18 protein-coding genes are annotated in these 21746 nt (G+C 70.2%); 11 read left to right on the top strand and 7 right to left on the bottom strand.

What is annotated here, in order from left to right; genetic code table 11:
* Nucleotides 1-10 precede the first annotated feature (10 nt).
* On the bottom strand, nucleotides 11-3469 hold the full coding sequence (locus tag C8N38_RS12220) for an AAA family ATPase (RefSeq protein WP_108027458.1): 3459 nt from the start codon (nucleotides 3467-3469) through the stop codon (nucleotides 11-13).
* A 213-nt stretch (nucleotides 3470-3682) separates the two neighbouring features.
* On the opposite strand from C8N38_RS12220, the gene mnmH reads away from it, so the two are divergent.
* A complete protein-coding gene (gene mnmH / locus C8N38_RS12215) occupies nucleotides 3683-4744 on the top strand; it encodes a tRNA 2-selenouridine(34) synthase MnmH (RefSeq protein ID WP_108027457.1) in 1062 nt (353 codons plus the stop codon).
* Nucleotides 4745-4747: 3 nt separating this feature from the next.
* Here the strand turns inward: mnmH and C8N38_RS12210 are convergent, their stop codons facing one another.
* The 5 genes from C8N38_RS12210 to C8N38_RS12190 all read right to left on the bottom strand — a co-directional run bounded on the left by C8N38_RS12210 (nucleotide 4748) and on the right by C8N38_RS12190 (nucleotide 10343).
* Entirely contained in the window at nucleotides 4748-5869 is a 1122-nt protein-coding gene (locus C8N38_RS12210; protein WP_108027456.1) for an FAD-dependent oxidoreductase, read from the bottom strand.
* Between the two features lie 3 nt (nucleotides 5870-5872).
* Nucleotides 5873-6928, bottom strand: a complete 1056-nt coding sequence (locus tag C8N38_RS12205; RefSeq protein WP_108027455.1) for a lipocalin-like domain-containing protein — start codon at nucleotides 6926-6928, stop codon at nucleotides 5873-5875.
* Nucleotides 6918-9335, bottom strand: a complete 2418-nt coding sequence (locus tag C8N38_RS12200; protein WP_108027454.1) for an ABC transporter permease — start codon at nucleotides 9333-9335, stop codon at nucleotides 6918-6920. Before C8N38_RS12200 ends, C8N38_RS12205 begins: the two co-directional genes overlap by 11 nt.
* Nucleotides 9332-9991, bottom strand: coding sequence for an ABC transporter ATP-binding protein (locus C8N38_RS12195; protein ID WP_108027453.1), 660 nt, complete (start codon nucleotides 9989-9991; stop codon nucleotides 9332-9334). Before C8N38_RS12195 ends, C8N38_RS12200 begins: the two co-directional genes overlap by 4 nt.
* 148 nt (nucleotides 9992-10139) lie before the next feature.
* Nucleotides 10140-10343, bottom strand: coding sequence for a YgaP family membrane protein (locus C8N38_RS12190; protein WP_108027452.1), 204 nt, complete (start codon nucleotides 10341-10343; stop codon nucleotides 10140-10142).
* A gap of 171 nt (nucleotides 10344-10514) precedes the next feature.
* Between C8N38_RS12190 and C8N38_RS12185 the strand changes: the two genes are divergently transcribed.
* Nucleotides 10515-10787, top strand: a complete 273-nt coding sequence (locus tag C8N38_RS12185; RefSeq protein ID WP_108027505.1) for a metal/formaldehyde-sensitive transcriptional repressor — start codon at nucleotides 10515-10517, stop codon at nucleotides 10785-10787.
* A 149-nt stretch (nucleotides 10788-10936) separates the two neighbouring features.
* Nucleotides 10937-11842, top strand: coding sequence for a CDF family Co(II)/Ni(II) efflux transporter DmeF (gene dmeF / locus C8N38_RS12180; protein ID WP_245895716.1), 906 nt, complete (start codon nucleotides 10937-10939; stop codon nucleotides 11840-11842).
* Nucleotides 11843-11863: 21 nt separating this feature from the next.
* On the opposite strand, the gene C8N38_RS12175 is transcribed toward dmeF, so the two are convergent.
* Nucleotides 11864-13639 (bottom strand): SLC13 family permease, encoded by a 1776-nt coding sequence (locus C8N38_RS12175; RefSeq protein WP_108027450.1) that lies wholly within the window; start codon nucleotides 13637-13639, stop codon nucleotides 11864-11866.
* Nucleotides 13640-13857: 218 nt separating this feature from the next.
* Between C8N38_RS12175 and pcaF the strand changes: the two genes are divergently transcribed.
* From pcaF to paaZ, 8 genes are read left to right on the top strand one after another with little or no spacing between them, the layout of a single operon-like run.
* Nucleotides 13858-15063 carry a 3-oxoadipyl-CoA thiolase gene (gene pcaF / locus C8N38_RS12170; RefSeq protein WP_108027449.1) on the top strand — a complete coding sequence of 402 codons (1206 nt, stop codon included), beginning with the start codon at nucleotides 13858-13860 and terminating at the stop codon, nucleotides 15061-15063.
* Between the two features lie 18 nt (nucleotides 15064-15081).
* The gene (paaA, locus tag C8N38_RS12165; protein ID WP_108027448.1) at nucleotides 15082-16065 is read left to right on the top strand and encodes a 1,2-phenylacetyl-CoA epoxidase subunit PaaA; all 984 of its coding nucleotides are present in this window, start codon (nucleotides 15082-15084) and stop codon (nucleotides 16063-16065) included.
* 30 nt (nucleotides 16066-16095) lie between these two features.
* Nucleotides 16096-16380: a 1,2-phenylacetyl-CoA epoxidase subunit PaaB gene (gene paaB / locus C8N38_RS12160; RefSeq protein WP_108027447.1), complete on the top strand. Its 285-nt coding sequence runs from the start codon at nucleotides 16096-16098 to the stop codon at nucleotides 16378-16380.
* Between the two features lie 23 nt (nucleotides 16381-16403).
* Nucleotides 16404-17177: a 1,2-phenylacetyl-CoA epoxidase subunit PaaC gene (gene paaC / locus C8N38_RS12155; RefSeq protein WP_245895714.1), complete on the top strand. Its 774-nt coding sequence runs from the start codon at nucleotides 16404-16406 to the stop codon at nucleotides 17175-17177.
* Complete coding sequence (paaD, locus tag C8N38_RS12150) at nucleotides 17164-17688, top strand: 1,2-phenylacetyl-CoA epoxidase subunit PaaD (RefSeq protein ID WP_108027445.1); 525 nt, start codon at nucleotides 17164-17166, stop codon at nucleotides 17686-17688. The genes paaC and paaD overlap by 14 nt, the downstream gene beginning before the upstream one ends.
* Nucleotides 17689-17699: 11 nt before the next feature.
* The gene (gene paaE, locus C8N38_RS12145) at nucleotides 17700-18776 is read left to right on the top strand and encodes a 1,2-phenylacetyl-CoA epoxidase subunit PaaE (protein ID WP_108027444.1); all 1077 of its coding nucleotides are present in this window, start codon (nucleotides 17700-17702) and stop codon (nucleotides 18774-18776) included.
* Nucleotides 18777-18783: 7 nt separating this feature from the next.
* The gene (locus C8N38_RS12140; RefSeq protein ID WP_108027443.1) at nucleotides 18784-19536 is read left to right on the top strand and encodes a Phenylacetic acid catabolic protein; all 753 of its coding nucleotides are present in this window, start codon (nucleotides 18784-18786) and stop codon (nucleotides 19534-19536) included.
* A 14-nt stretch (nucleotides 19537-19550) separates the two neighbouring features.
* Nucleotides 19551-21617, top strand: a complete 2067-nt coding sequence (paaZ, locus tag C8N38_RS12135) for a phenylacetic acid degradation bifunctional protein PaaZ (protein ID WP_108027442.1) — start codon at nucleotides 19551-19553, stop codon at nucleotides 21615-21617.
* Nucleotides 21618-21746: the final 129 nt, after the last annotated feature.

Raw genomic sequence — 21746 nt, 5'->3', positions numbered from 1 at the left:
GCGGCCGAGGTCAGGCGACGAGGGCCTCGGCCTTCTTCAGATCGACCGACACGAGCTGGCTCACGCCCTGTTCGGCCATGGTGACGCCGAACAGCCGGTCCATCCGGCTCATGGTCACCGCGTGGTGGGTGATGATCAGGAAGCGCGTGTCGGTGCGCCGGGTCATCTCGTCCAGCATGTCGCACATCCGGGTGACGTTGGCATCGTCAAGCGGCGCGTCGACCTCGTCGAGCACGCAGATCGGCGCCGGATTGGCCAGGAAGACGCCGAAGATCAGCGCCAGTGCGGTCAGCGTCTGTTCGCCCCCCGACAGCAGTGACAGGGTCGACAGCTTCTTGCCCGGCGGCTGGCACATGATTTCCAGCCCGGCCTCCAGCGGATCGTCGGATTCGACCAGCACCAGCCGGGCCTCGCCGCCGCGGAACAGGTTGGTGAACAGCAGCGCGAAATTCGCGTTCACCTGCTCGAACGCGGTCAGAAGCCGCTCGCGGCCCTCGCGGTTGAGACTGGCGATGCCTGCGCGCAGCGTGCGGATCGCCTCGTCGAGGTCATGCTTTTCGGCGGTGAGGGTGTCATGTTCTTCCTGCACCGCGCGCGCATCCTCCTCGGCGCGCAGGTTGACCGCGCCCAGCGCCTCGCGCTGACGCTTGAGCCGGGTCACCTCATGCTCGATCGTCTCGGCCGACGCCATCCGGTCGGGGTCGTCGCCCAGCTTGTCCAGCAGGTCGGCGGGCGTTGTTTCCAGCTCTTCGGCGATCCGGGCGGTGGCCTGGGCCACCGTCTCGCGGGCGGCCTCGGCGCGGGCCTCGGTCGCGGCGCGGGCCTCGCGGGCCTCGCCCGCCCGGCGCTCGGCCTCGCGGGCGGCATGATCGGCCTCGCGGGCCCGGGTCTCGGCCGCGGCCAGCGCTTCGGCGGCGGCGGCGCGCCGGGTCTCGGCGGTCTCGATCTGACCGGCCAGATCCTCGCGGCGTTCGGCGATTTCCTCGGGCAGGGCGGCGGCGCGGTCGAGCTCCTCTTCGGACGCGGCCCTGCGGCTTTCAAGCTCGGCGACGCGGGTTCCGGCGGTGTCGAGCCGCTGGCGCCAAGTCTGGGCCTCGCGCGCGATCTGCGCCAGCCGCTTGGTGCGCGCCTCGCCGTCGCGTTTCAGCTCGTCATGGGCGGCGCGGCGGGCGATCATCGTCATCCGCGCGGCCTCGACCGTGGTGCGCACGTCTTCCAGCCGCGCCCGCGCCGCATCGAGATCGCCCAGCGAGGCCAGTTGCCCCTCGGCCTCGCTCAGCCGAAGACGCGCGCCGGTCGCCTCGTCCTCGTGGCGCAGCACCGCCATCCGCGCGGTTTCAAGCCGGCTCTCGGCCATCTGGCGGTCGGCCTCGGCCCGCGACAGGGCGCGGCCCAGATCGGCCAGCGCGCGGTCGGCCTCGCGGCGGGCCTCGCGGGCGGCGCGGTCGGCCTCGGTCGCGGCCTGCAGCTCGCGCGACAGCGCCTCATGCGCCTCGGACGCGGTCTCTGCCCGTATCTCGGCCTCGTCCAGATCGCGCCGAAGCTCGGCCAGACGGTTCAGCTGTTGCAGCCGGAGCGCCGCGGCGCTGGGCGCATCGGCGGCGGCGGCGCGGAACCCGTCCCAGCGCCAGAGATCGCCCGCCGGGCTGACCAGCCGCTGGCCGGGGCCAAGAGCGGGTTGCAGCCGCGCCCCGGTTTCGGCATCGGGCACCAGCCCGATCTGGCCGATCCGGCGGATCAGCGCCTCGGGCACCGCGACATGGGCCGACAGCGGCGCCGCCCCCTCGGGCAGGGGCGGCTCGGACGGGTAGGGCGGCAGCGCCAGCCAGCCCGAGGCCGCGCCGTCCCGCACCACCGGCGCGCGCAGATCGTCGGCCAGCGCCGCACCCAGCGCCTTTTCATAGCCCTTGTCGACGCCCAGCAGATCGAGGATCTGGCCGCCTTCGGCGGTGTCGCGCTCGACCAGCCGGGCCAGCGCCCCGACCTCGGCCCTCAACGCCCCGGCCTCGCCCTCGGCCGAGGATTTCTGCGCCCGCGCCTCGGCCTCGCGGGACTGGATCTCGGCCCGGGCCTCGTCGGTCGCGATCAGCCGCGCCTCGGCCTCTTCGGCCGTGTCCTGGGCCGCATCCTGCCGGGCGGCGGCCTCGTCCATCGCGGTACGCGCGGTGGCAAGGTTCGCGTCGGCGGCAGTGACGGTGGCGCGCGCCTTGGCGGCCTCGTCCTCGTTGCGTTGCAGTGTGCGGGCCGCGTCCTCGCGCAGGCGCTGGGCCGACTGATGGCGCGCGACCAGTCGGGCCATGTCCTCGGTCATCTGGCTTTGCGCCTCTTCGCGGTCGCGCAGCACCTCGGCGGCGGCATGAGCGGCCTCGGCCGCCTCGTCAAGCGCGGCGTCATGGCCCTCATGCTCGGCCGACAGCTCGGCGGCCTCGGTCTCGAGCCGTTCCAGCGTCTCGCCCGCGTCGCGGTTCAGCGCCGCCTCGCGCTCGATGTCGCGGGTCATCTGGTCTATCCGGCCGGTCAGGGTCTGGATCGCCTGGCGCGCGCGCTCGTCTTCCTGCACCAGCGCGTCCCGCTGCACGCTCAGGCGTTGCAGCACGGCGGCGGCAATGGCCTCTTCCTCGCGGAGCGCGGGCAGGGCGGTGTCGGCCTCGGTCCGCAGCCGGTCGGCCTCGCGCGCGGCGGTCTCGGCGCGGCCGGCCTCGCGGGTGCGTTCGGTCAGCGCGGCTTCGGCGGCGGCGCGGGCGGTATCGGCCTCCTGCCAGCGGCGGAACAGCAGCGTGCCCTCGGCCCGGCGCAGCTCTTCGGCGATGGCGCGGTAGCGCGCGGCCTGTTTCGCCTGCCGCGCCAGTTGCGCCAGTTGCTGGGCCAGCTGTTCCAGCACGTCATCGACCCGGGCAAGGTTCTGTTCGGCCGCGTTCAGCCGCAGTTCCGCCTCGTGGCGGCGCTGGTAAAGCCCCGCGATCCCGGCCGCGTCCTCGAGGATGCGGCGCCGGGCGCGCGGCTTGGCGTTGATCAGTTCGGAAATCTGGCCCTGCCGGACCAGCGCGGGCGAGGTTGCGCCGGTCGAGGCATCGGCAAACAGCATCTGCACGTCGCGCGCGCGCACGTCCTTGCCGTTGAGCTTATAGGCCGAGCCCGCGTCGCGGGTGATGCGGCGGATCACGTCCAGCATGTCGCTGTCGTTGAAGCCCGCAGGCGCCAGCCGGTCGGCATTGTCGATCTGCAGGCTGACCTCGGCGAAATTGCGCGCCGAGCGGGTCGAGGTGCCCGCGAAGATCACGTCTTCCATGCCGCCGCCACGCATCGCGGTCGGACGGTTCTCGCCCATCACCCAGCGCAGCGCCTCAAGCAGGTTCGACTTGCCGCAGCCGTTCGGCCCGACGACGCCGGTCAGGCCGTCGGCGATCACCAGATCGGTGGGATCGACGAAGCTCTTGAAGCCGTTCAGCCTGAGCCGGGTGAAACGCAAACGGGGTCTCCTGATTCCGCGTGGTCTTGCGATCCTTCGGGCAAGGCCCGGGCCTGTCAAGCGCGCCGCCCTTCATATCGGTGCGATGCCGGGGTTTTCCACAAGATATTGCGGAAATGGTGCCGGGCACGGTCCCCGCGCCGTCCTGCTCTGGCCAATGGGGGGCCGCGAATACCGCTTCCCGGAAGGCCCGGCCGGTCCTAGAACAGGTCCATGCCGGTTTCGCTTGCTTCCCTCACCGATCTTGCGGCGCTCGATTTCGACGAGATCCTCGACGTGCGCTCGCCGGCGGAATACGCCGAGGATCACATTCCCGGCGCGATTTCCCTGCCCATCCTGTCGAACGAGGAGCGCGCGCGGGTCGGCACGATCTACACCAGGCAAAGCCCGTTTCTGGCCCGCAAGATCGGCGCCGCCCTCGTCGCGCGGAACGCCGCGATGCATATCGAGACCGCGCTGGCCGACAAGCCCAAGAGCTATCGCCCGCTGGTCTATTGCTGGCGCGGGGGCCAGCGCTCGGGGTCTTTCGCGCTGATCCTCGGCCAGATCGGCTGGCGCGCCGAGACGATCGAAGGCGGCTGGCGCAGCTATCGCCGGCTGGTGCAGGAGGCGCTTTACGACCAGCCCTGGCCGGCGCCGGCGGTTCTGCTCGACGGCAATACCGGCACCGCCAAGACCGAGATCCTCGGCCTGCTGCGCGCGGCCGGGGTGCAGGTGCTGGATCTGGAGGGCCTTGCCAACCATCGCGGGTCGCTTTTCGGTGCGATGCCGGGCGGCCAGCCCGCGCAGAAGGGGTTCGAGACGGCGCTGGCGATGGCCCGCGCCGCGCTCGATCCGCTGCGCCCCGTGGTGATCGAGGCGGAATCGAGCAAGATCGGCCATCTCAACCTGCCCCGGGGGCTGTGGGAGGCGATGAAGGCCGCACCCCGGCTGGAGCTGTCGGTGCCGCTGGCGGCGCGCGCGGCCTATCTGGCGCGGCGCTACCGGGACGTGACCGATGACCCGGCGCGGCTTCTGGCCACCATCGACGGGCTGGCGCCGCAGCATCCGCGCGGCCGGATCGAGGCCTGGCGCGCGCTGGCCGCCGAGGGCGCGTTCGAGACCCTGGCTGCAGGGCTGATGGCCGACCATTACGACCCGCGCTACGGGCGCCAGCGCGCGCGGTTCGAGGACCGGCCGACGCGCCGCGTGACGCTGGACGGGCTCGACCCCGCCGCGCTGGCGGCGGCGCTGCCCGGACTGATGGCCGAAATCGACGCGCTGGCGCAGCTTTAGGCGTCAGGCTCCGGGCCGGTCGTGGAACTGCGCCATGAACCTGCGGTCGATGCGGTCCTTCCAGCGCCAGACCCAGCGGCCCTCGATGCGCACCGGCCAGCGGTCGGCGGCCGCGCGCTTCTCGCCCATCGAGATGAGCTTCAGATACTCCTTCTGCGGGCGGTAGGCGGTCAGCGGCCGCCCGGTCAGCGCGGCGATCAGGTTTTCGCGCAGCACCGGCGCCTCGCGCACCGCGAAGACGCCCGCCTTGGGCCGGGGCGCGTGCGAGAGATGCGCGCAGTCGCCCGCCGCGAAAACGCCGGGGTCCGAGACCGCGCGCAGGGTCTCGTCGACCGTCACGAAGCCGTCGGTCAGGTGCAGCCCGGTGCCCGCCAGCCAGCCCTGCGGGCGCGTGCCCGCCGCGCCGATGACCAGGGCGGCCGGGATCTGCTCGCCGCTGTCCAGCACCACGCCCGCCGCCTCGATCCGGGCGACCCGGACGCCGGTGCGCAGCACGATCCCCTGCCGCGCGAGCCGGTCGGTCATCGCGGCGCGGGCGGGCGGCCGCACGTCGCGCAGGATCTCGGGGGTCGCATCCAGCAACGTGATCTGGGGCACCCGCCCGGTACCGGCCAGACGGTACTGCGCGGCCAGCGCCAGCTCGACCCCCGCCACGCCCGCGCCGATCACCGTTACCCGAGGCGCCACAAGGCCCGCGGCGGCATCGGCCGCAAAGCCTTGCCAGCGCGCGGCGAAGGGACCGAGCGGCTTGGCGGGCACGGCATGGGCGGCAAATCCCGGCAGGCCGGGCAGGTCCGAGGAGATGCCGATATCGAGCGAGGCGATGTCGTAGGGCACGGGCGTCTGCCCTGCGACATGGACGCGCCGGTTGCCGGTGTCGAGCCCGTCGGCCCGGCCGAGGATCAGCCGGGCGCCCGCCGCGCGCGCCAGCCGCGCAAGGTCGATCTGCAACTGGTCGAGCCGGTAATGTCCCGCGACGAAGCCCGGCAACATGCCGGAATAGGCGGCCCGCGGCTCGGGGTCGATCAGCGTCAGCCGCAGGCCCGTCGCCGGGCGCCCGATCAGCGCGCGCAGGACCAGCGCATGGGTGTGGCCACCGCCGATCAAGACAAGATGCGGGGCCATGGGCTAGTAGCCTGTCATTTCCAGATAGCCCTCGCCCGGATGGCTGCCGGTGGCGGTGACGGGCCCTTCCCAGTAGGGCACGCGGGTGTCGTTCCAGGCCTGCGGTTGCATCGCCGCGATGGCGATGTCGAGATCGCGGGCCGGAAGGCGGACCCGCCACGCGGTCGGGATCTCGCGGCCCGCGACGCGGGTGGTCGTGCCCGGGATCATCTCGACCTCGCCGGGGGCCAGCGGCGTGGGCGTGCCGTCCGGCGCGATCCAGGTGCCGGTGGTATAGTCGCCCCGGGCGCCCCTCAGCCGGTAGACCATCAGCCTGGCCCCGCCGTCGAGATGCAGCGACAGCCAGTCCCAGCCGGTCTGGTCCTCGGCCAGCGGCTGGCTGGACCATTCCCGGTCGAGCCAGGCCGTGCCCTCGACCGTCACGCTGCGGTCGGGGAAGTCCAGACGGCCCGTGACCCGGTAGAAGGGCTGCGAATAGTAATGGCTGGCCTGCCCGTCCTCGGACTTGACCGAATAGCCCTGCGTGCCCTGCAGAACCAGCGGGCCGGTGGCCGCAAGCGCCAGATCGTAGGCAAAGCCGGTGCCGTTTGCGGTGAGGCTGAGCGCCGAAAGCGGATCGGCGCCGGGGGCGGCGATGCTGACCATCACCCAGTCGTCGATCTCGGCCCGGAACGGATCGAGCGTGACGCCTGCCTGCCCGATCCCGCCGCGGGCCAGCCGCTCGGCGGTGCGGTGGTCCTCGGCCGAGGTCAGGGCGGCATGGGCCATCCATGCAGTCCGGGTCTGCCAGCCCTCGCCCGGATCGCCCGGCGCCAGCGCGTTACGGAACAGCGTCCACTGGGTGCCGTAGTCCCGCCCGTCCGCGCCCCTGAGGTTGGCGGTGACATACCACCACTCGATCCGGAAATCCGGGTGGGCGCCGTGATCGGCGGGGAACTGCAGCCGTGTGTCGGGGCTGGGCAGGGCAAAGCCGTCCTCGGTGGTGCCGAGCCCGGCAAAGCCCTGGGCGAGGGCCGGAAGCGGCAGCAGCAGCGCGATCAGAAGGGGCCTAACGTTCATCGGCAAAGACCTTCAGCAGGTGGACCGGCGCGAGGCGCGACAGACGCCAGGCGGGCCAGGCGGCGGCCAGCGCGGCGGCGGCCAGCGCCAGCGCCCCCAGCCACAACCAGTCGCGCGGGAAAAGATGCATCGGCAGCCGCCAGCCGAAGGCCTCGACATTGATGACCGCCAGCAGCACCCAGGCCAGCAACAGTCCCACCGGCACCGCCAGCACCATGGTCAGCGCGGCCAGCAAGAGCGCGCGCAGCAGTTCCAGCCGTGCCAGCCGCCCCCGGGTCAGCCCCAGTGCCCAGACGGGGGCCAGCTGCGGCAGCCGCATGGTCGACAGCGTCAGCAGGCTCATGAACATGGCAAAACCCGCGACGCCCATGGTCAGCACGTTCAGCGCGGCGGTGACGGCAAAGGTCCGTTCGAACACCATCAGCGAGATCGTCTTGACCTCCTGCTGCGAGATCATGTTGTCCTGCGGCAGGCGGAATGCGTCCTCGATGGCATCGCGCAGCGCGGGCACCTTGGCCGGATCGGTGCGGATCGCATAGCGCAGCCGGTCGATGTCGGGATAAAGCGCGACCAGATCGGCGACGCCGATAATGACCTGCCCCCTGGTGTTGCCGTAATCGGCATAGACCCCCACCAGCGGCCGGGACGCGCCGCCCGGCAGCGGCACCGGATCGCCCAGATGCAGGCCCGCCCGGCGCCAGAGCTGTTCGTTGACGATGGCGCCCTCGCCTCGGGCCAGCACCTGCCAGACGGTCTTGTCGCCCAGAAGCATCGGCCAGTGATCGGGATAGGTGCGGTGATCGGCGACGCCATAGACCTCGCCCGGGCGGCCGAGGATCGTGCCGTCGATCTTCCAGATCGGCAGCAGCGCGTCGGTGCGGGGGGCCAGCCAGTCGGCGAGGCGCCGGGCCTCGTCCTCGGTGCGGGCAGTCACGTAAAGCTCGGACGGCAGGCGCTGGTCGAGCCAGGCGGTGAAGGCCAGCCGGAAGCTCGACACCATGGTGCCGACCCCGATATTGGCCGAAAGCGCCAGCAGCAGCGCCATCAGCGCCAGCGACAGGCCCGGCAGTTGCTGGCGGGTGTCGGCCCAGAACCACCGCGCGATGACACCCTTGGACAGGCGCTCGCCGAGGGCCAGTGCAATGGCCAGCGCTCCGGGCAGCACCAGCGCCGCGGCCAGCAGAAGCGCTCCCAGCAGCACGAAACCGCCCACCAGCCCCTCGCCCCAGAGCGCGGCGGCCAGGGCGATCAGCGCCAGAAGACCCGCAAGCCCGGTCTGCCACCCAAGGCTGCGGGCCGAGGCGCGGGTCCAGGCGCGGGGCTGGGCGGGGGCCAGCACCGGCATGCGCGCCAGACGCCAGAGGCTTTGCGCCGCCGCCGCGCCCGCGCCCGCCAGAGCCATGCCCAGTCCCGCCAGCGCCCATTCGGGGCGCAGCGACAGGCTGCCCGAGACGGTCGCGCCGTAAAGCCCGCGCAGGGTCGCCGCCACGTTCGGCAACAGCCCCGCCGCGATGACATAGCCAAGCGCGATGCCGACGATCCCGGCCACAAGGGCAAAGCCCATGATCTCGGCCGCCAGAAGGCCCACCAGCGTACGCAGCGGCAGGCCAAGGGCGCGCAGCGTGCGAAAGATCGGGCGGCGCTGTTCGAAGGCGAGCCCGATGGCTGAATGCACGATGAACAGCCCCACCGCGAATGACAGGAAGCCGAAGGCGGTCAGGTTCAGATGAAAGCTGCCGGTCAGCGCACCCATGTCGGCCTGCTCGACCGGGGTCTGGCGGGCAAGGGTCGGCGCGACCTCTGCCAGCGGCCGCTGGCGCAGCGGCTGATCGGGCGCGACCAGCAGCCGGGTGATTTGGCCCTCGGCGCGCAAGAGGCGCTGCGCCACGCCGATATCGACGAAGAGGATACCGGGCGCCATGCCCTCGGCTGCAGCCAGCGGCGGCAGGCCCTCGGCGCCGATGCGGGACAGTTCCTCGACCGTCTGGGGGGCGGCGAAGGCCAGCCCTTGGTCCGAGAAGAACTCGGCCGTGCGGTCCTGTCCGGTGACCGCGTCGGGCAGGCTTCCGGCAGGCAGGGTGAAGGGATCGACCCCGAGGATGCGCACCGGCACGCCGCGATGGGACCAGCGGCCCTCCAGCACCGGCGAGACCAGCCAGCCCGCGCGGCGCAGGTCCAGAAAGACCTGCTGGTCGAAATTCTGCCCGTCGCGCTTGGAGAGACTTTCCAGCCGGTCCTGCGACAGCACCGCCGCCGCCCGGTCGTAGCTTTGCCGCGCCTCGGCATTGATCGCCTGCACCCCCGACCAGAGCGCGGTGGCAAGCGCCAGCCCCAGGAACAGGCCCGCCAGTTGCAGCGGGTGGCGCCGCCAGTGCGACAGAAGCGCGGTGAAGGCCGTGCGGATCATGCCGCGAGCCGCCCGCCCGCAAGATGCACCCGGCGGCCGAGCCTTGCCGCGAGCCGGGGCGAATGGGTCACCATCAGAAGTCCCGCGCCCGCCTCGGACACCAGCTCCAGCATCAGGTCCATGACCGCGTCGCCCGTGGCCTCGTCAAGATTGCCGGTGGGCTCGTCGGCCAGCAACAGCGCGGGCCGGATCGCCAGCGCCCGGCCGATGGCCACACGCTGCTGCTGGCCGCCCGACAGCTGTTCGGGATAGCGCGACATCAGGGCCGACAGCCCGAGGCGGCTGGCCAAAGCCGCGATCCAGTCCGGGTCGTGGCGTCCGGCAAGCCGGGCCTGGAAGGCGAGGTTCGCGGCCACGTCAAGCGAGGGGATCAGGTTGAACTGCTGGAAGACCAGCCCCACGGTCTGGCGCCTCAGCGCGGCAAGACGCGGGTCGGGGGCGTCGGTCAGGTCCTGCCCCGCGACCTCGATCCGGCCGCTGTCGGCGCGGTCGAGCCCGGCGCACAGGTGCAGAAGCGTGCTTTTGCCGGACCCGGATTCGCCGGTCAGCGCGACCGTCTCGCCGGGGCCGACCGAAAGATCGACGCCGCGCAGCACCTCGACCCGGGTGCCGCCGGTCTCGTAGGCCTTGCCGACGCCGGTAAGTGACAAGATCATGGGCCGCCTCCCGTCTGCTGCGCCTATCTAGCGCGACCGGCGGCCGGGCACACCCCCGTCGGGGCCGGCGGGGTGCCGCACCCCGGAGCCCGGTCGAAGCCCTGGGCCGGGTCGAAGCCTGGTCGAGGCTCGGTCGAGGCCCGGGGGCCTAAACGAAGACGGTGCCGGGCCGGATGCCGATCCGCTTGAACAGCATCGCGGCCGGGCAGAAGCCGGTGACCGAGGCCTGCATCATGTTCAGCCCGACAAAGGCGGTCAGCAGGTACCACCAGGGCGAGGCCCAGGTGCCGAGGGCAAGCGACAGAAGGATCATGAAGCCCGCGAACATCATCACGGCGCGGTCGAGTGTCATTGGCCGGTCTCCCTGACTGGACCGGGGCCGTATTGCCCCGGACAGGCGAAGGATAAGGTCGCCCACAAACGAATTCAATAATTGGAATGGGAAATCGGGTCCCGCCGACGGGGATTGATCCGACAAGGGTCGCATGATAGGGGTACCCCCTATACCTATATGGACGATCCGATGTCGCATCTTACCAAGGACAAGCCCAAATTGCTGGCGCGCGTGCGCCGGTTGAAGGGGCAGATCGAGGCCATCGAACGGGCCATCGAGGCCGAGAAGGACTGCGGCGCGATCCTGCAGCTGGTGGCCTCGGTCCGGGGCGCCACGACGGGGCTGACCCAGGAACTGATCGAGGACCACCTTCGCCACCATGTCATCCTGATCGAGGACGAGACCGGCCGCGAAAAGGGCGGCGCAGAGCTTGCCTCGGTCCTGCGCACCTATCTGAAATAGGCCAGATCATGCACGATCACCCGCACACCTCCGGCTCCCCGCACGACCATCTTCACGATCACGATCACGATCACGATCACGGCCATGGCCACGCTCACGGCTCGGCCGCCGGTCTTTGCCATCCGCGCGGTCCGGGCGGGCCGGATCATGTGTTCCTCGGCGCAGATCACGACCGGAACGCGCGACGCACCTGGCTGGTGATCGGCATCACCGCGACGATGATGGTGATCGAGATCGCGGCGGGCACGGTCTTCGGGTCGATGGCGCTGCTGGCCGATGGCTGGCACATGGCGACCCATGCCGCGGCGCTGTCGATTGCGGCGGTGTCCTACATGGTCGCGCGCCGACACGCCCATGACCCGCGCTTTACCTTCGGCACCGGCAAGCTGGGCGATCTGGCGGCCTTCGGCAGCGCGGTAGTGCTGGGCGTCGTCGCGCTGTTGATCGGTTGGGAAAGCCTGATGCGGCTGGTGAACCCGGTCGGCATTCATTTCGGCGAGGCCATCGCCGTTGCCGTGATCGGGCTGGCGGTCAATGTCGGCAGCGCGGTTCTGCTGCATCAGGGCCCGCACGATCATGGGCACAGTCACGGGCACGATCATGGGCACAGCCATGGACATGATCACGCCCACGAGGTCGATCACAACCTGCGCGCGGCCTATCTGCATGTGCTGGCCGATGCGCTGACCTCGGTGCTGGCCATTGCGGCGCTGGTCGCGGGGCGGGCCTTCGGCTGGGTCTGGCTCGACCCGATCATCGGCATGCTGGGGGCATTGCTGATCGCGCGCTGGTCCTACGGGCTGATGCGCGACGCGGGCGGGGTGCTGGTCGATTTCGTCCCCGGCTCCGAGACCCTGCCCCAGAAGATCCGTGCCGCCATCGAGACCGACGGCGCCCGCGTAGTCGACCTGCATGTCTGGCAGCTTGGCCCGGGCCACCGCGCCGCCATCGTGGCGATTGCCGATGACGATCCGCGACCGGTTGCGGATTACCGCAAGCGGCTCATGCACCTCCCGCGGCTGTCGCATGTCACCATCGAGGTCGAGACGGCCTGAGCCGCCCCCTCCCGGCCGCGTTCAGAACGGGAAGAACAGCGGGATCACCCCGACCGCCACCACCGCAAAGAGGATGTTCAGCGGCAGCCCCACCTTCAGGAAGTCGCGGAACCGGTAGCCGCCCGCGCCATAGACGAAGGTGTTGGTCTGATAGCCGATGGGGGTGGCGAAGCTCGCCGAGGCGGCGAACATCACCGCCATGATGAAGGGCCGCGGATCGACGCCCAGCTGGGCCGCCAGCCCGATCACGATGGGCCCGACCAGCACGGCAACGGCGTTGTTGCTGATCATCTCGGTCAGGGCGCTGGTCAGCACATAGACCGCCGCCAGGATCGCAAGCGGCCCGAACCCGCCCATCAACCCGACGACCCAATCGACGATCAGCTTGGCGGTGCCGGTCTCTTCCATCCCCTGGCTCAGCCCCAGCATGCCGAAGATCAGAAAAAGGATGCGCCAGTCGATGGCGCTGAACGCCTCTTCGGGATCGACGCAACGGGTCAGCATCACGACGACCGCGCCGATCACCGCAAGCCCGGCGATGGGCATCACCTCGAAGGCGGCAAGCCCCACGACGGCCACCATCGTCGCGATGGCGATGGGCGCCCTGGCGCGCCGCATCGGCCGTTCGGAGGGTGCCGAGAGGTTGATAACTCCGCCATCCTCGACCAGCCGGCGCAGCCCTTCTGGCGGGCCCTCCAGCAGCAGTGTGTCGGCGAATTGCAGGCGGATGTCGTCGATCCGGTCCGACAGGTTCCGGTCTGCGCGATGCACCGCCATCACGTAGACGCCATAGCGCCGCCGCAGTCGCACTTCGGCCAGGGAACGCCCGCGCAGGGTCGAATTCGGGCCTATGCTGGCCTCGAGCGTCACCGTCTGGTCGGCGGTCACCGGCTCGACCCCCCGGTCCGACAGGTCGCGGAACGTCACCTGACCGTTCTCCTTCAGCCCGAGGATCTCGCCGGTGCCGGTCTTCAGGACCAGCCGGTCGCCGGGTTCCAGCACCAGCCCGTCGAGGCTGCGCCGCATCGAGACCTCGCCCCGGATCACGTCGAGGATGCGGGTCTCGGCGGTGTTGAAGGGCAGCTCGTCGAGCCGCTTGCCGACATAGCGCGACTCGGCCGGGATCAGCAGCCGCGCGAGGAACCGGCGCCGGGTCTCGCGCCCGACCAGATGCGCCAGCGACTGCCGGTCGGGCAGCAGGAAGCGCCCGGCAAAGGTCATGTAGGCCATGCCGACCAGCGCGAAGACAAGCCCCGGCAGGGTCATCTCGAACATCGAGATCGGCGGCTGGCCGGTGTCGCGGGCGACCCCGCTCATCAGGATGTTGGTCGAGGTGCCGACAAGGGTCAGCGTGCCGCCGAAGATCGCCGCGAAGGACAGCGGCATCAACAGCCGCGACGGCGAGACGCCGACGCTGGAGGCGACCGAGATCATCACCGGGGCCAGCAGGATCACCACCGGCGTGTTGTTCATGAAAGCCGAGGCCAGCACCGTCACGGTCATCATGATCAGTAGCGCGCGCAGGTAGGACCCCCTGGCCCGCGCGGTCATGAACTCGCCCAGCGCGGCGAGCACGCCGGTGCGTTCCAACGCGGCCGAGATGATGAACATCATCGCGATGGTGATCGGCGCACTGGACCCGAAGACGGTCAGAAAGTCGCCGGTCTGGATGATTCCGGTGGCCAGAAGGGCCGCCGAGGCCGCCAGAGCGGTCACCTCGGGCGGGTATATCTCCTTGATGAAGCTGAGAAAGACGATGGCGAGCAGGGCGAGAACCAGGATCTGGTCAAGCGACATCCGGAGGAACCTTCCGATGGGCGCATCTATTTATTCAAAATACGATAGGTGAAATCGGGTTTTTGCGGAAGCGGTTCGTTCGGTGACGCAACGGACGGGACGGCGAATTTTCCGGCAAGGCTCTTCCCATGCGGTCCGCTCCTGTCTATAGTGTGACCGAACGGTCGATCAATTTGCGGAAGCGAGTCGGCCGGGGGACTGACGTCTGGGAGGACCGAATGGCCGAAGCCTTCATCTGCGATGCGCTGCGCACGCCCGTCGGGCGCTATGGCGGGGCGCTGTCGGGACTGCGCGCCGACGATCTGGCGGCAGTGCCGATCGCGGCGCTGATGGCCCGGCATCCCGGTGTCGACTGGGCTTCGGTCGAGGATGTGATCCTCGGTTGTGCCAACCAGGCGGGCGAAGACAATCGCAACGTCGCGCGGATGGCGGCACTTCTGGCCGGGCTGCCGGTCGAGGTGCCGGGCACCACGGTCAACCGGCTGTGCGGGTCCGGGATGGACGCGGTCGGGCTTGCGGCGCGGACGATCCGTGCGGGCGATGCCGATCTGATGATCGCCGGTGGGGTCGAAAGCATGAGCCGCGCGCCCTTCGTGATGGCCAAGGCCGACACCGCCTTCTCGCGCCGGGCCGAGATCCACGACACCACCATCGGCTGGCGCTTCGTCAATCCGCGCATGGCAGAGGCCCATGGCACCCATTCGATGCCCGAGACCGCCGACAACGTGGCCGCGGACTTCGCCATCTCGCGCGAGGATCAGGACCGCTTCGCCGCCGAAAGCCAGGCCCGTTGGGCGGCGGCGCAGGCCGCAGGCGTCTTCGCGGGGGAAATCGTGCCGGTCGAGCTGCCGCAACGCAAGGGCCCGCCGCTGCGGGTCGAGACCGACGAGCATCCGCGCCCGGGCACCAGCGCCGAAAAGCTGGCGGGGCTGAAAGGGGTCAACGGACCCGGGCTGACGGTCACCGCGGGCAACGCCTCCGGCGTCAATGACGGCGCCGCCGCGCTGATCGTCGCGTCGGACGCCGCGGCCGTGGCGCAGGGCCTCACCCCCCGGGCCCGTATCGTCGCCATGGCCGCGGCGGGCGTGCCGCCCCGGATCATGGGCATGGGGCCGGTGCCCGCGACCCGGCGCGTTCTGGAAAAGGCCGGGCTCGATCTGGCGCAGATGGATGTGATCGAGCTGAACGAAGCCTTCGCCGCGCAGGCGCTGGCGGTGCTGCGGGCGCTGGGCCTGCCGGACGACGCACCCCATGTGAACCCCAATGGCGGCGCGATCGCCATCGGCCACCCGCTGGGCATGAGCGGCGCGCGGCTGGTCGCGACCGCGGCCAACCAGCTGGCGCGCAGCGGCGGACGTTACGCGCTTTGCACGATGTGCGTTGGCGTGGGCCAGGGCATTGCCCTTATCCTCGAACGCGTCTGATCAGGGAGGATCGCTAAGATGTATGCGCAGATGGTGACATCCGAGGGCGGCAAGGCCCGGGACGAGATGACCCCCGAGGAATGCGCCTTTCAGGACCGGATCGACCGGGGCGAGCGGATCGAGCCCAAGGACTGGATGCCCGAGGGCTATCGCAAAACGCTGATCCGCCAGATCGGCCAGCATGCCCATTCCGAGGTCGTGGGTCAGTTGCCCGAGGGCAACTGGATCACCCGCGCGCCGACGCTGGAACGCAAGCAGATCCTGCTGGCCAAGGTGCAGGACGAAGCCGGGCACGGGCTTTACCTTTATTCCGCCGCCGAGACGCTGGGGGTCAGCCGCGACGAGCTGACGGAAATGCTGCTGGCGGGGAAGATGAAATATTCCTCGATCTTCAACTATCCGACGCTGACCTGGGCCGATATCGGCGCGGTCGGCTGGCTGGTCGACGGCGCCGCGATCATGAACCAGGTGCCGCTGCAGCGGACCTCCTACGGGCCCTATGCCCGGGCCATGGTGCGGATCTGCAAGGAGGAGAGCTTTCACCAGCGCCAGGGCTATTCGATCATGATGACCATGGCGCGGGGCACGGCCGACCAGAAGGCGATGGCGCAGGATGCGCTGAACCGGTTCTGGTACCCGTCGCTGATGATGTTCGGACCTTCCGACAAGGACTCGGTCCATTCCGCCCAGTCGATGGCCTGGAAGATCAAGATCAACACCAATGACGAGCTGCGCCAGAAATTCGTCGACCAGACCGTGCCGCAGGCCCGGTTCCTCGGGCTCGAGATCCCCGACCCGGACCTTGTCTGGAACGAGGAAAAGGGCGGCTACGACTTCTCGCAGCCCGACTGGTCGGAATTCTACGAGGTGCTGAAGGGCAATGGCCCCTGCAATGCCGAACGGATGGAGGCGCGGATCGAGGCCTGGGAGGACGGCGCCTGGGTCCGCGAGGGGCTGATGGCCCATGCCGAAAAGCGTGCCGCCGCGCACGCGGCCGAATAACCGGTTTCAAGGGTTTCAAGGGAGGAGAACATGTCCAGCGAATGGCCCCTCTGGGAGGTCTTCATCCGCGGTCAGCACGGGTTGAACCACCGCCACGTCGGCAGCCTGCACGCGCCAAGCGCCGAAATGGCGATCCAGAACGCCCGCGACGTCTATACGCGGCGCAACGAGGGCGTCTCGATCTGGGTTGTGCGTTCGAACGACATCACCGCCTCGGCGCCCTCGGACAAGGGGCCGCTGTTCGAGCCCTCGAACGCCAAGGTCTACCGGCACCCGACTTTCTTCGACATTCCCGACGACGTGGGGCACATGTGATGTCCGCTCTGACAGAAACGACAATGCCAGAAACGACGCTGTCGGCCGATGCCGTGCTGTTCGAGACGCTGCTGCGGGTCGGGGACAGCGCGCTGATCCTCGGGCACCGGGTGTCGGAATGGTGCGGCCACGCGCCGACGCTGGAGGAAGATATCGCGCAGGCCAATGTCGCGCTCGACCTGATCGGGCAGGCGACCCTGTGGCTGGGGCTTGCCGCCGAGGTCGAGGGCGCGGGGCGCGACGCCGACGCGCTGGCCTTCCGCCGCGATGCGGGCGGGTTTCGCAACCTGCTGCTGGCCGAACAGCCGAACCGCGACTTCGCCGTCACCGTGATGCGCCAGTTCCTGTTCGATGCCTGGCATGCCGAGCTGCTGGCGGGGCTGGCGGCCTCGACCGACCCGCGCGTGGCCGAGATCGCCGCCAAGGCCCGGAAAGAGGTGGCCTATCACCTCGACCGGTCCGAAACGCTGGTGATCGGGCTTGGCGACGGCACGCCCGAAAGCCATGCCCGGATGCAGGCCGCGCTGACCCGGCTCTGGCCCTTCACCGGCGAGCCGTTCCGGGGCGACGCGACCGATGCCGCCGCCGCGGAGGCCGGGATCGCGCCCGATCCGGCGGCGCTGGAACCGGGCTGGCGCGCGCGGGTCGAGGCGGTGCTGGCCGAGGCGACGCTGACCCTGCCCGACACGGCGCGTTTTCGCAGCGGCGGGCGCAGCGGCGTCCATGGCGAGGCGCTGGGCCTTCTGCTGGCCGAGATGCAGTTCCTGCAACGGGCCTATCCCGATGCCACATGGTGAAACCGTGGACCGGCCCGCGACGGCGCAGGTCTGGGCGTGGCTGGCCGAGCTGCCCGACCCCGAGATCCCGGTCATCAGCCTGACCGATCTGGGCATCGTGCGCGACGTTGCCTGGCAGGGAGACACGCTGGTGGTGACAGTCACGCCGACCTATTCGGGTTGCCCCGCGACCGGGATCATCACGCTCGACATCGAACGCGCCCTGCGGGAGCGCGGCATCGGCAAGCTGCGGATCGACCGGCAGCTGTCGCCGCCCTGGACGTCGGACTGGCTGGGCCCCGAGGCGCGCGAAAAGCTGAGGGCGTTCGGCATCGCCCCCCCGGTGCCGGGCAGTGCCGCGATGCCGGGGGCGGCCCGCGCGCGCAGCCTCGCGGACGGGCTTTCGGTGGCCTGCCCGCGCTGCGGCTCGGACCGGACCGAACGGCTGAGCCAGTTCGGCTCGACCCCGTGCAAGGCCGCCTGGCGCTGCCGCGACTGCCTTGAACCCTTCGACTATTTCAAATGTATCTGAGAGGGGCGGCCATGGCCCGTTTTCACCCGCTGACCGTTACCGACATCCGCCGCGACACCCGCGATGCCGTGGTCCTGACGCTGGACCCGGCCGAGGCCGACCGTGCCGCCTTTGCCTTCACCCAGGGCCAGTACCTGACCTTCCGCCGGGCCTTCGACGGGGAAGAGCTGCGCCGCTGCTATTCGATCTGCTCGGGGCTCGACGACGGCTGCCTCCGGGTCGGGATCAAGCGGGTCGCGGGCGGCGCCTTCTCGACCTGGGCGAACGAGGACCTCAGGCCCGGCGACGTGCTCGAGGCGATGCCGCCGATGGGCAAGTTTCACGCCCCGCTCGACCCGACTGCGGCGCGCCATTACCTGGCCTTCGCCGCCGGATCGGGCATCACGCCAGTGCTGTCGATCCTCCGCACGGTGCTGAGCCGCGAGCCCGGCGCGCGGGTCACGCTGGTCTATGCCAACCGGCAGGTCAGCTCGATCATGTTCCGCGAAGAGCTGGAAGACCTGAAGAACACCCATCTCGGGCGGCTTGCGGTGATCCATGTGCTGGGCTCGGAAACCCAGGAGATCGACCTGTTCACCGGCCGGATCGACGCGCAGAAGATCGACCGGCTGTTCGCCGGCTGGATCGACGCGGCCTCGGTCGATCTGGCCTTCATCTGCGGCCCGCAGGCGATGATGCTGACGGTGGCCGACGGGCTGCGCCGGCACGGGCTGACCGACGACCGGATCAGGTTCGAACTGTTCCTGTCGACCCAGCCCGGCCGCGCCAGGCGTCCGGCGGTTTCGGTCGCGCAGACCGACACCGCCAATGCGACCCAAGCCAGCGTCACGCTGGACGGCACCACCCGCAGCTTTCGCATGCCGAAGACCGGGCAAAGCCTGCTGGAAGCCGCCATCGCCGCCGATCTCGATGCGCCCTTTTCCTGCAAGGCCGGGGTCTGTTCGACCTGCCGGGCCAAGGTGCTGGAGGGCGAGGTCGAGATGCTGACCAACCATGCGCTGGAAGATTACGAGGTCCGCGCGGGCTATGTGCTGACCTGCCAGTGCTACCCGCTGAGCGACCGTCTGGTGGTCAGCTATGACGAGTGAGGACGCCATGACCGAGATCAGCCTCGACGACTACCTCGCCCGGGGTGGCAAGCTGACCGCGCCGACCAACGTGCCCGCGCGCTATCGGGGCGAGCTGTTGCGGCTGATGTCGTCCTTCGTCGACAGCGAACTGGCGGGCTCGGCGGGCTTTGCCGATGCGATCAACCGGGCGCCCGGCATCAGGGAACGGATCGCCGCCAGCCGGATCGTGCTGGAAAAGGCCGATCATGCCGAACGGGTGCTGGACCTGATGACCGCCTTCGGCACCGACAAGACCCGCTATGAGCAAGCCCATGACTGGGCCGCGCGCGGTCCCCGCGAGGCCGAGATCGGTGCGCACCGGCAGGGCGCCGACATGCGCCTGTCGGTCTTCCATTATCCGCTGCAAGGTTGGGTCGACGCGGTCGTGATGAACGTGCTGATGGGGCTTGCGACCGGGGTGCAGCTGGGGGAACTGGCCCACGCCTCGTACACGCCCTTCGCCGAGGCGATCCGCGAGATCGCCCCGCGCGAGGCCCGCCATGCCGAGCTTGGCCTCGAGGGGCTGGCCAGACTGACGGCGGGCGAGGCAGGCCGGACCGAGGCGCGCCGCGCCATCGCCTACTGGATGCCGCGCGTCGCCGCCACCTTCGGGCAGGCGGACTCGCCCCGCTTCGAAACCTTGCGGCGCATGGGGCTGAGACACCGGACGAACGAGGCACTGCTGGCCGAGTGGCGGGCGCTGGCCGAGGCGGAGCTGACCCGCCTGAACCTGAACTGACGAAGGAGCACCCCATGGACGGATCGGCGACCATTCCCCGCCGCCTCGAAAGCTATCTCTCTGGCCATTGGCAGGCGGGGGCGGGCGAGGGCGCGACCCTTCTCGACGCCGCAACCGGCCGTCCGGTGGCGCGGATCGGGTCCGAGGGGCTCGATTTTGGCGCGGCGCTGGATTGGGGGCGGCGGACGGGCGGTGCCGCGCTGCGGGCGATGACGATCCATGAACGGGCGCTGATGCTGAAGGCGCTGGGCCTCAGGCTGATGGAGCTGAAGGAAGAGTTCTACGCCGAAAGCCTTCATACCGGCGCCACCCGCGCCGATGGCTGGATCGACATCGAGGGCGGCATCGGCACGCTTCTGACGCTGGCCTCGAAGGCGCGGCGCGAATTGCCCAATACCCGTGTGCTGACCGAAGGTCCGGTCGAGCCGCTGTCGCGCGACGGCAGCTTTGCGGGCCAGCACATCCTGACGCCGCTGACCGGCATCTCGATCCATATCAACGCCTACAACTTCCCGGTCTGGGGCATGCTGGAAAAGATCGCGCCCTCGCTGATCGCGGGCGTGCCCTGCCTTGTCAAACCCGCCAGCCAGACCGCCTATCTGACCGAACTGGTTGTGCGCCGCATCCTCGAGACCGGGATCCTGCCCGCGGGTGCGCTGCAGCTGGTCGCGGGCTCGGCCGGGGATCTTCTGGACCATGTGACCGGCCAGGATGCGGTGACCTTCACCGGCTCGGCCGCGACCGGGCAGATGCTGAAACGCCACCCCGCGCTGGTCGCGCAGGCAACCCGCTTCACGATGGAGGCCGACAGCCTCAACGCCTCGGTGCTGGGCGCCGATGCGGTGCCGGGCACGCCGGAATTCGACCTTTTTGTCCGCGAGGTGGCGCGCGAGATGACCGCCAAGGCCGGACAGAAATGCACCGCCATCCGCCGCGTTCTGGTGCCAGCCGGGCTGGAAGACGCCGTGATCGAAGGGCTGGCCGCGCGCTTTGCCAAGACGCCGGTCGGGCTGCCGGGCGATGCCGAGGTGCGGATGGGGCCGCTGGCCAGCCTCGATCAGCGCGCCGAGGTGCGCGCGCGCATCGCCGAACTGGCCGCCGACGCCAGAATCGTCTGCGGCGACCCCGAGGCGGTGTCGGTCGTCTCGGGCGATGCCGGGGCCGGGGCCTTCCTCAACCCGGTGCTGCTGCATTGCGCCGACCCGTTCGCGGCAAAGGCCGTCCACGACGTCGAGGCGTTCGGGCCGGTGGCCACCCTGATGCCCTATCGCGATGCCGCCGAGGCGGTGGCGCTGGCACGGCGCGGCAAGGGATCGCTGGTCGCCTCGGTCTTCACCAACGACCCGGATCTTGCCGCCGAGATGGTGATCGGCATGGCGCCGTTCCACGGCCGGGTGATGATCGGCAACCGTGCTTCGGCCAGAAGCTCGACCGGGCATGGCTCCCCGCTGGCGCCGCTGGTCCATGGCGGGCCGGGCCGGGCTGGCGGCGGCGAGGAACTGGGCGGCATGCGCGCGGTCCGGCATTACATGCAGCGGACGGGGGTGCAGGGCGCGCCCCGGCTTCTGTCGGCCGTCACCGGCCGCTGGATCGAGGGCGCCGAGGCGCAAACGGGGACGCATCCGTTCCGCAAATCGCTGGGCGAGCTCAGGATCGGCGATCAGGTCGTGACCGCGTCCCGCGAGGTGACCAGGGCCGATGTCGAGCATTTCGCCGAGTTCACCGGCGACAGCTTCTACGCCCATATGGACAGCGAGGCCGCCCGCGCGAACCCGTTCTTCGAGGATCGCGTCGCCCATGGCTATCTGATCGCCTCTTTCGCCGCCGGGCTTTTCGTCGATCCCGCGCCGGGGCCGGTGCTGGCCAATTACGGGGTCGACACCCTGCGCTTCCTGACGCCGGTCTATTTCGGCGACAGCCTGAGCGTCCGCCTGACCTGCAAGGAGATCAACCCGCGCGAGACGGCCGAGTATGGCGAGGTTCGCTGGGACTGCCGGGTGACCAACCAGAAGGACGAGACAGTCGCGCTTTACGATGTCCTGACGCTGGTCGCGAAGACCTGGCCCCTCACGGGGGAATGAGGCACGGGGCCACTGGGGGTGGCTGCCGCCTGCGGCCAGGGGCTCTGTCGGGTCCCCTGGCACGGCCGGGCGCACGGCGCTTTTCTCCGGTCGGCCGAAACGACCTGTCTGACGCAAGTTTCGCGTCCG

Origin of the sequence: Rhodovulum kholense, from assembly GCF_003053725.1 — a bacterium.
Taxonomy (GTDB): Bacteria; Pseudomonadota; Alphaproteobacteria; order Rhodobacterales; family Rhodobacteraceae; genus Rhodovulum; species Rhodovulum kholense.
The sequence above is the reverse complement of the archived record's forward strand: the minus strand, read 5'-3'. Positions and strand labels throughout refer to the sequence as shown.

Excerpts from the sequence above, each read along its gene's own strand:
- mnmH (WP_108027457.1), top strand. The coding sequence starts at position 3,683 with ATGCCGGTTTCGCTTGCTTCCCTCACCGATCTTGCGGCGCTCGATTTC.
- C8N38_RS12210 (WP_108027456.1), bottom strand. The coding sequence starts at position 5,869 with ATGGCCCCGCATCTTGTCTTGATCGGCGGTGGCCACACCCATGCGCTG.
- C8N38_RS12205 (WP_108027455.1), bottom strand. The coding sequence starts at position 6,928 with ATGAACGTTAGGCCCCTTCTGATCGCGCTGCTGCTGCCGCTTCCGGCC.
- C8N38_RS12200 (WP_108027454.1), bottom strand. The coding sequence starts at position 9,335 with ATGATCCGCACGGCCTTCACCGCGCTTCTGTCGCACTGGCGGCGCCAC.
- C8N38_RS12195 (WP_108027453.1), bottom strand. The coding sequence starts at position 9,991 with ATGATCTTGTCACTTACCGGCGTCGGCAAGGCCTACGAGACCGGCGGC.
- C8N38_RS12190 (WP_108027452.1), bottom strand. The coding sequence starts at position 10,343 with ATGACACTCGACCGCGCCGTGATGATGTTCGCGGGCTTCATGATCCTT.
- C8N38_RS12185 (WP_108027505.1), top strand. The coding sequence starts at position 10,515 with ATGTCGCATCTTACCAAGGACAAGCCCAAATTGCTGGCGCGCGTGCGC.
- C8N38_RS12175 (WP_108027450.1), bottom strand. The coding sequence starts at position 13,639 with ATGTCGCTTGACCAGATCCTGGTTCTCGCCCTGCTCGCCATCGTCTTT.
- pcaF (WP_108027449.1), top strand. The coding sequence starts at position 13,858 with ATGGCCGAAGCCTTCATCTGCGATGCGCTGCGCACGCCCGTCGGGCGC.
- paaA (WP_108027448.1), top strand. The coding sequence starts at position 15,082 with ATGTATGCGCAGATGGTGACATCCGAGGGCGGCAAGGCCCGGGACGAG.
- paaB (WP_108027447.1), top strand. The coding sequence starts at position 16,096 with ATGTCCAGCGAATGGCCCCTCTGGGAGGTCTTCATCCGCGGTCAGCAC.
- paaC (WP_245895714.1), top strand. The coding sequence starts at position 16,404 with ATGCCAGAAACGACGCTGTCGGCCGATGCCGTGCTGTTCGAGACGCTG.
- paaD (WP_108027445.1), top strand. The coding sequence starts at position 17,164 with ATGCCACATGGTGAAACCGTGGACCGGCCCGCGACGGCGCAGGTCTGG.
- paaE (WP_108027444.1), top strand. The coding sequence starts at position 17,700 with ATGGCCCGTTTTCACCCGCTGACCGTTACCGACATCCGCCGCGACACC.
- C8N38_RS12140 (WP_108027443.1), top strand. The coding sequence starts at position 18,784 with ATGACCGAGATCAGCCTCGACGACTACCTCGCCCGGGGTGGCAAGCTG.
- paaZ (WP_108027442.1), top strand. The coding sequence starts at position 19,551 with ATGGACGGATCGGCGACCATTCCCCGCCGCCTCGAAAGCTATCTCTCT.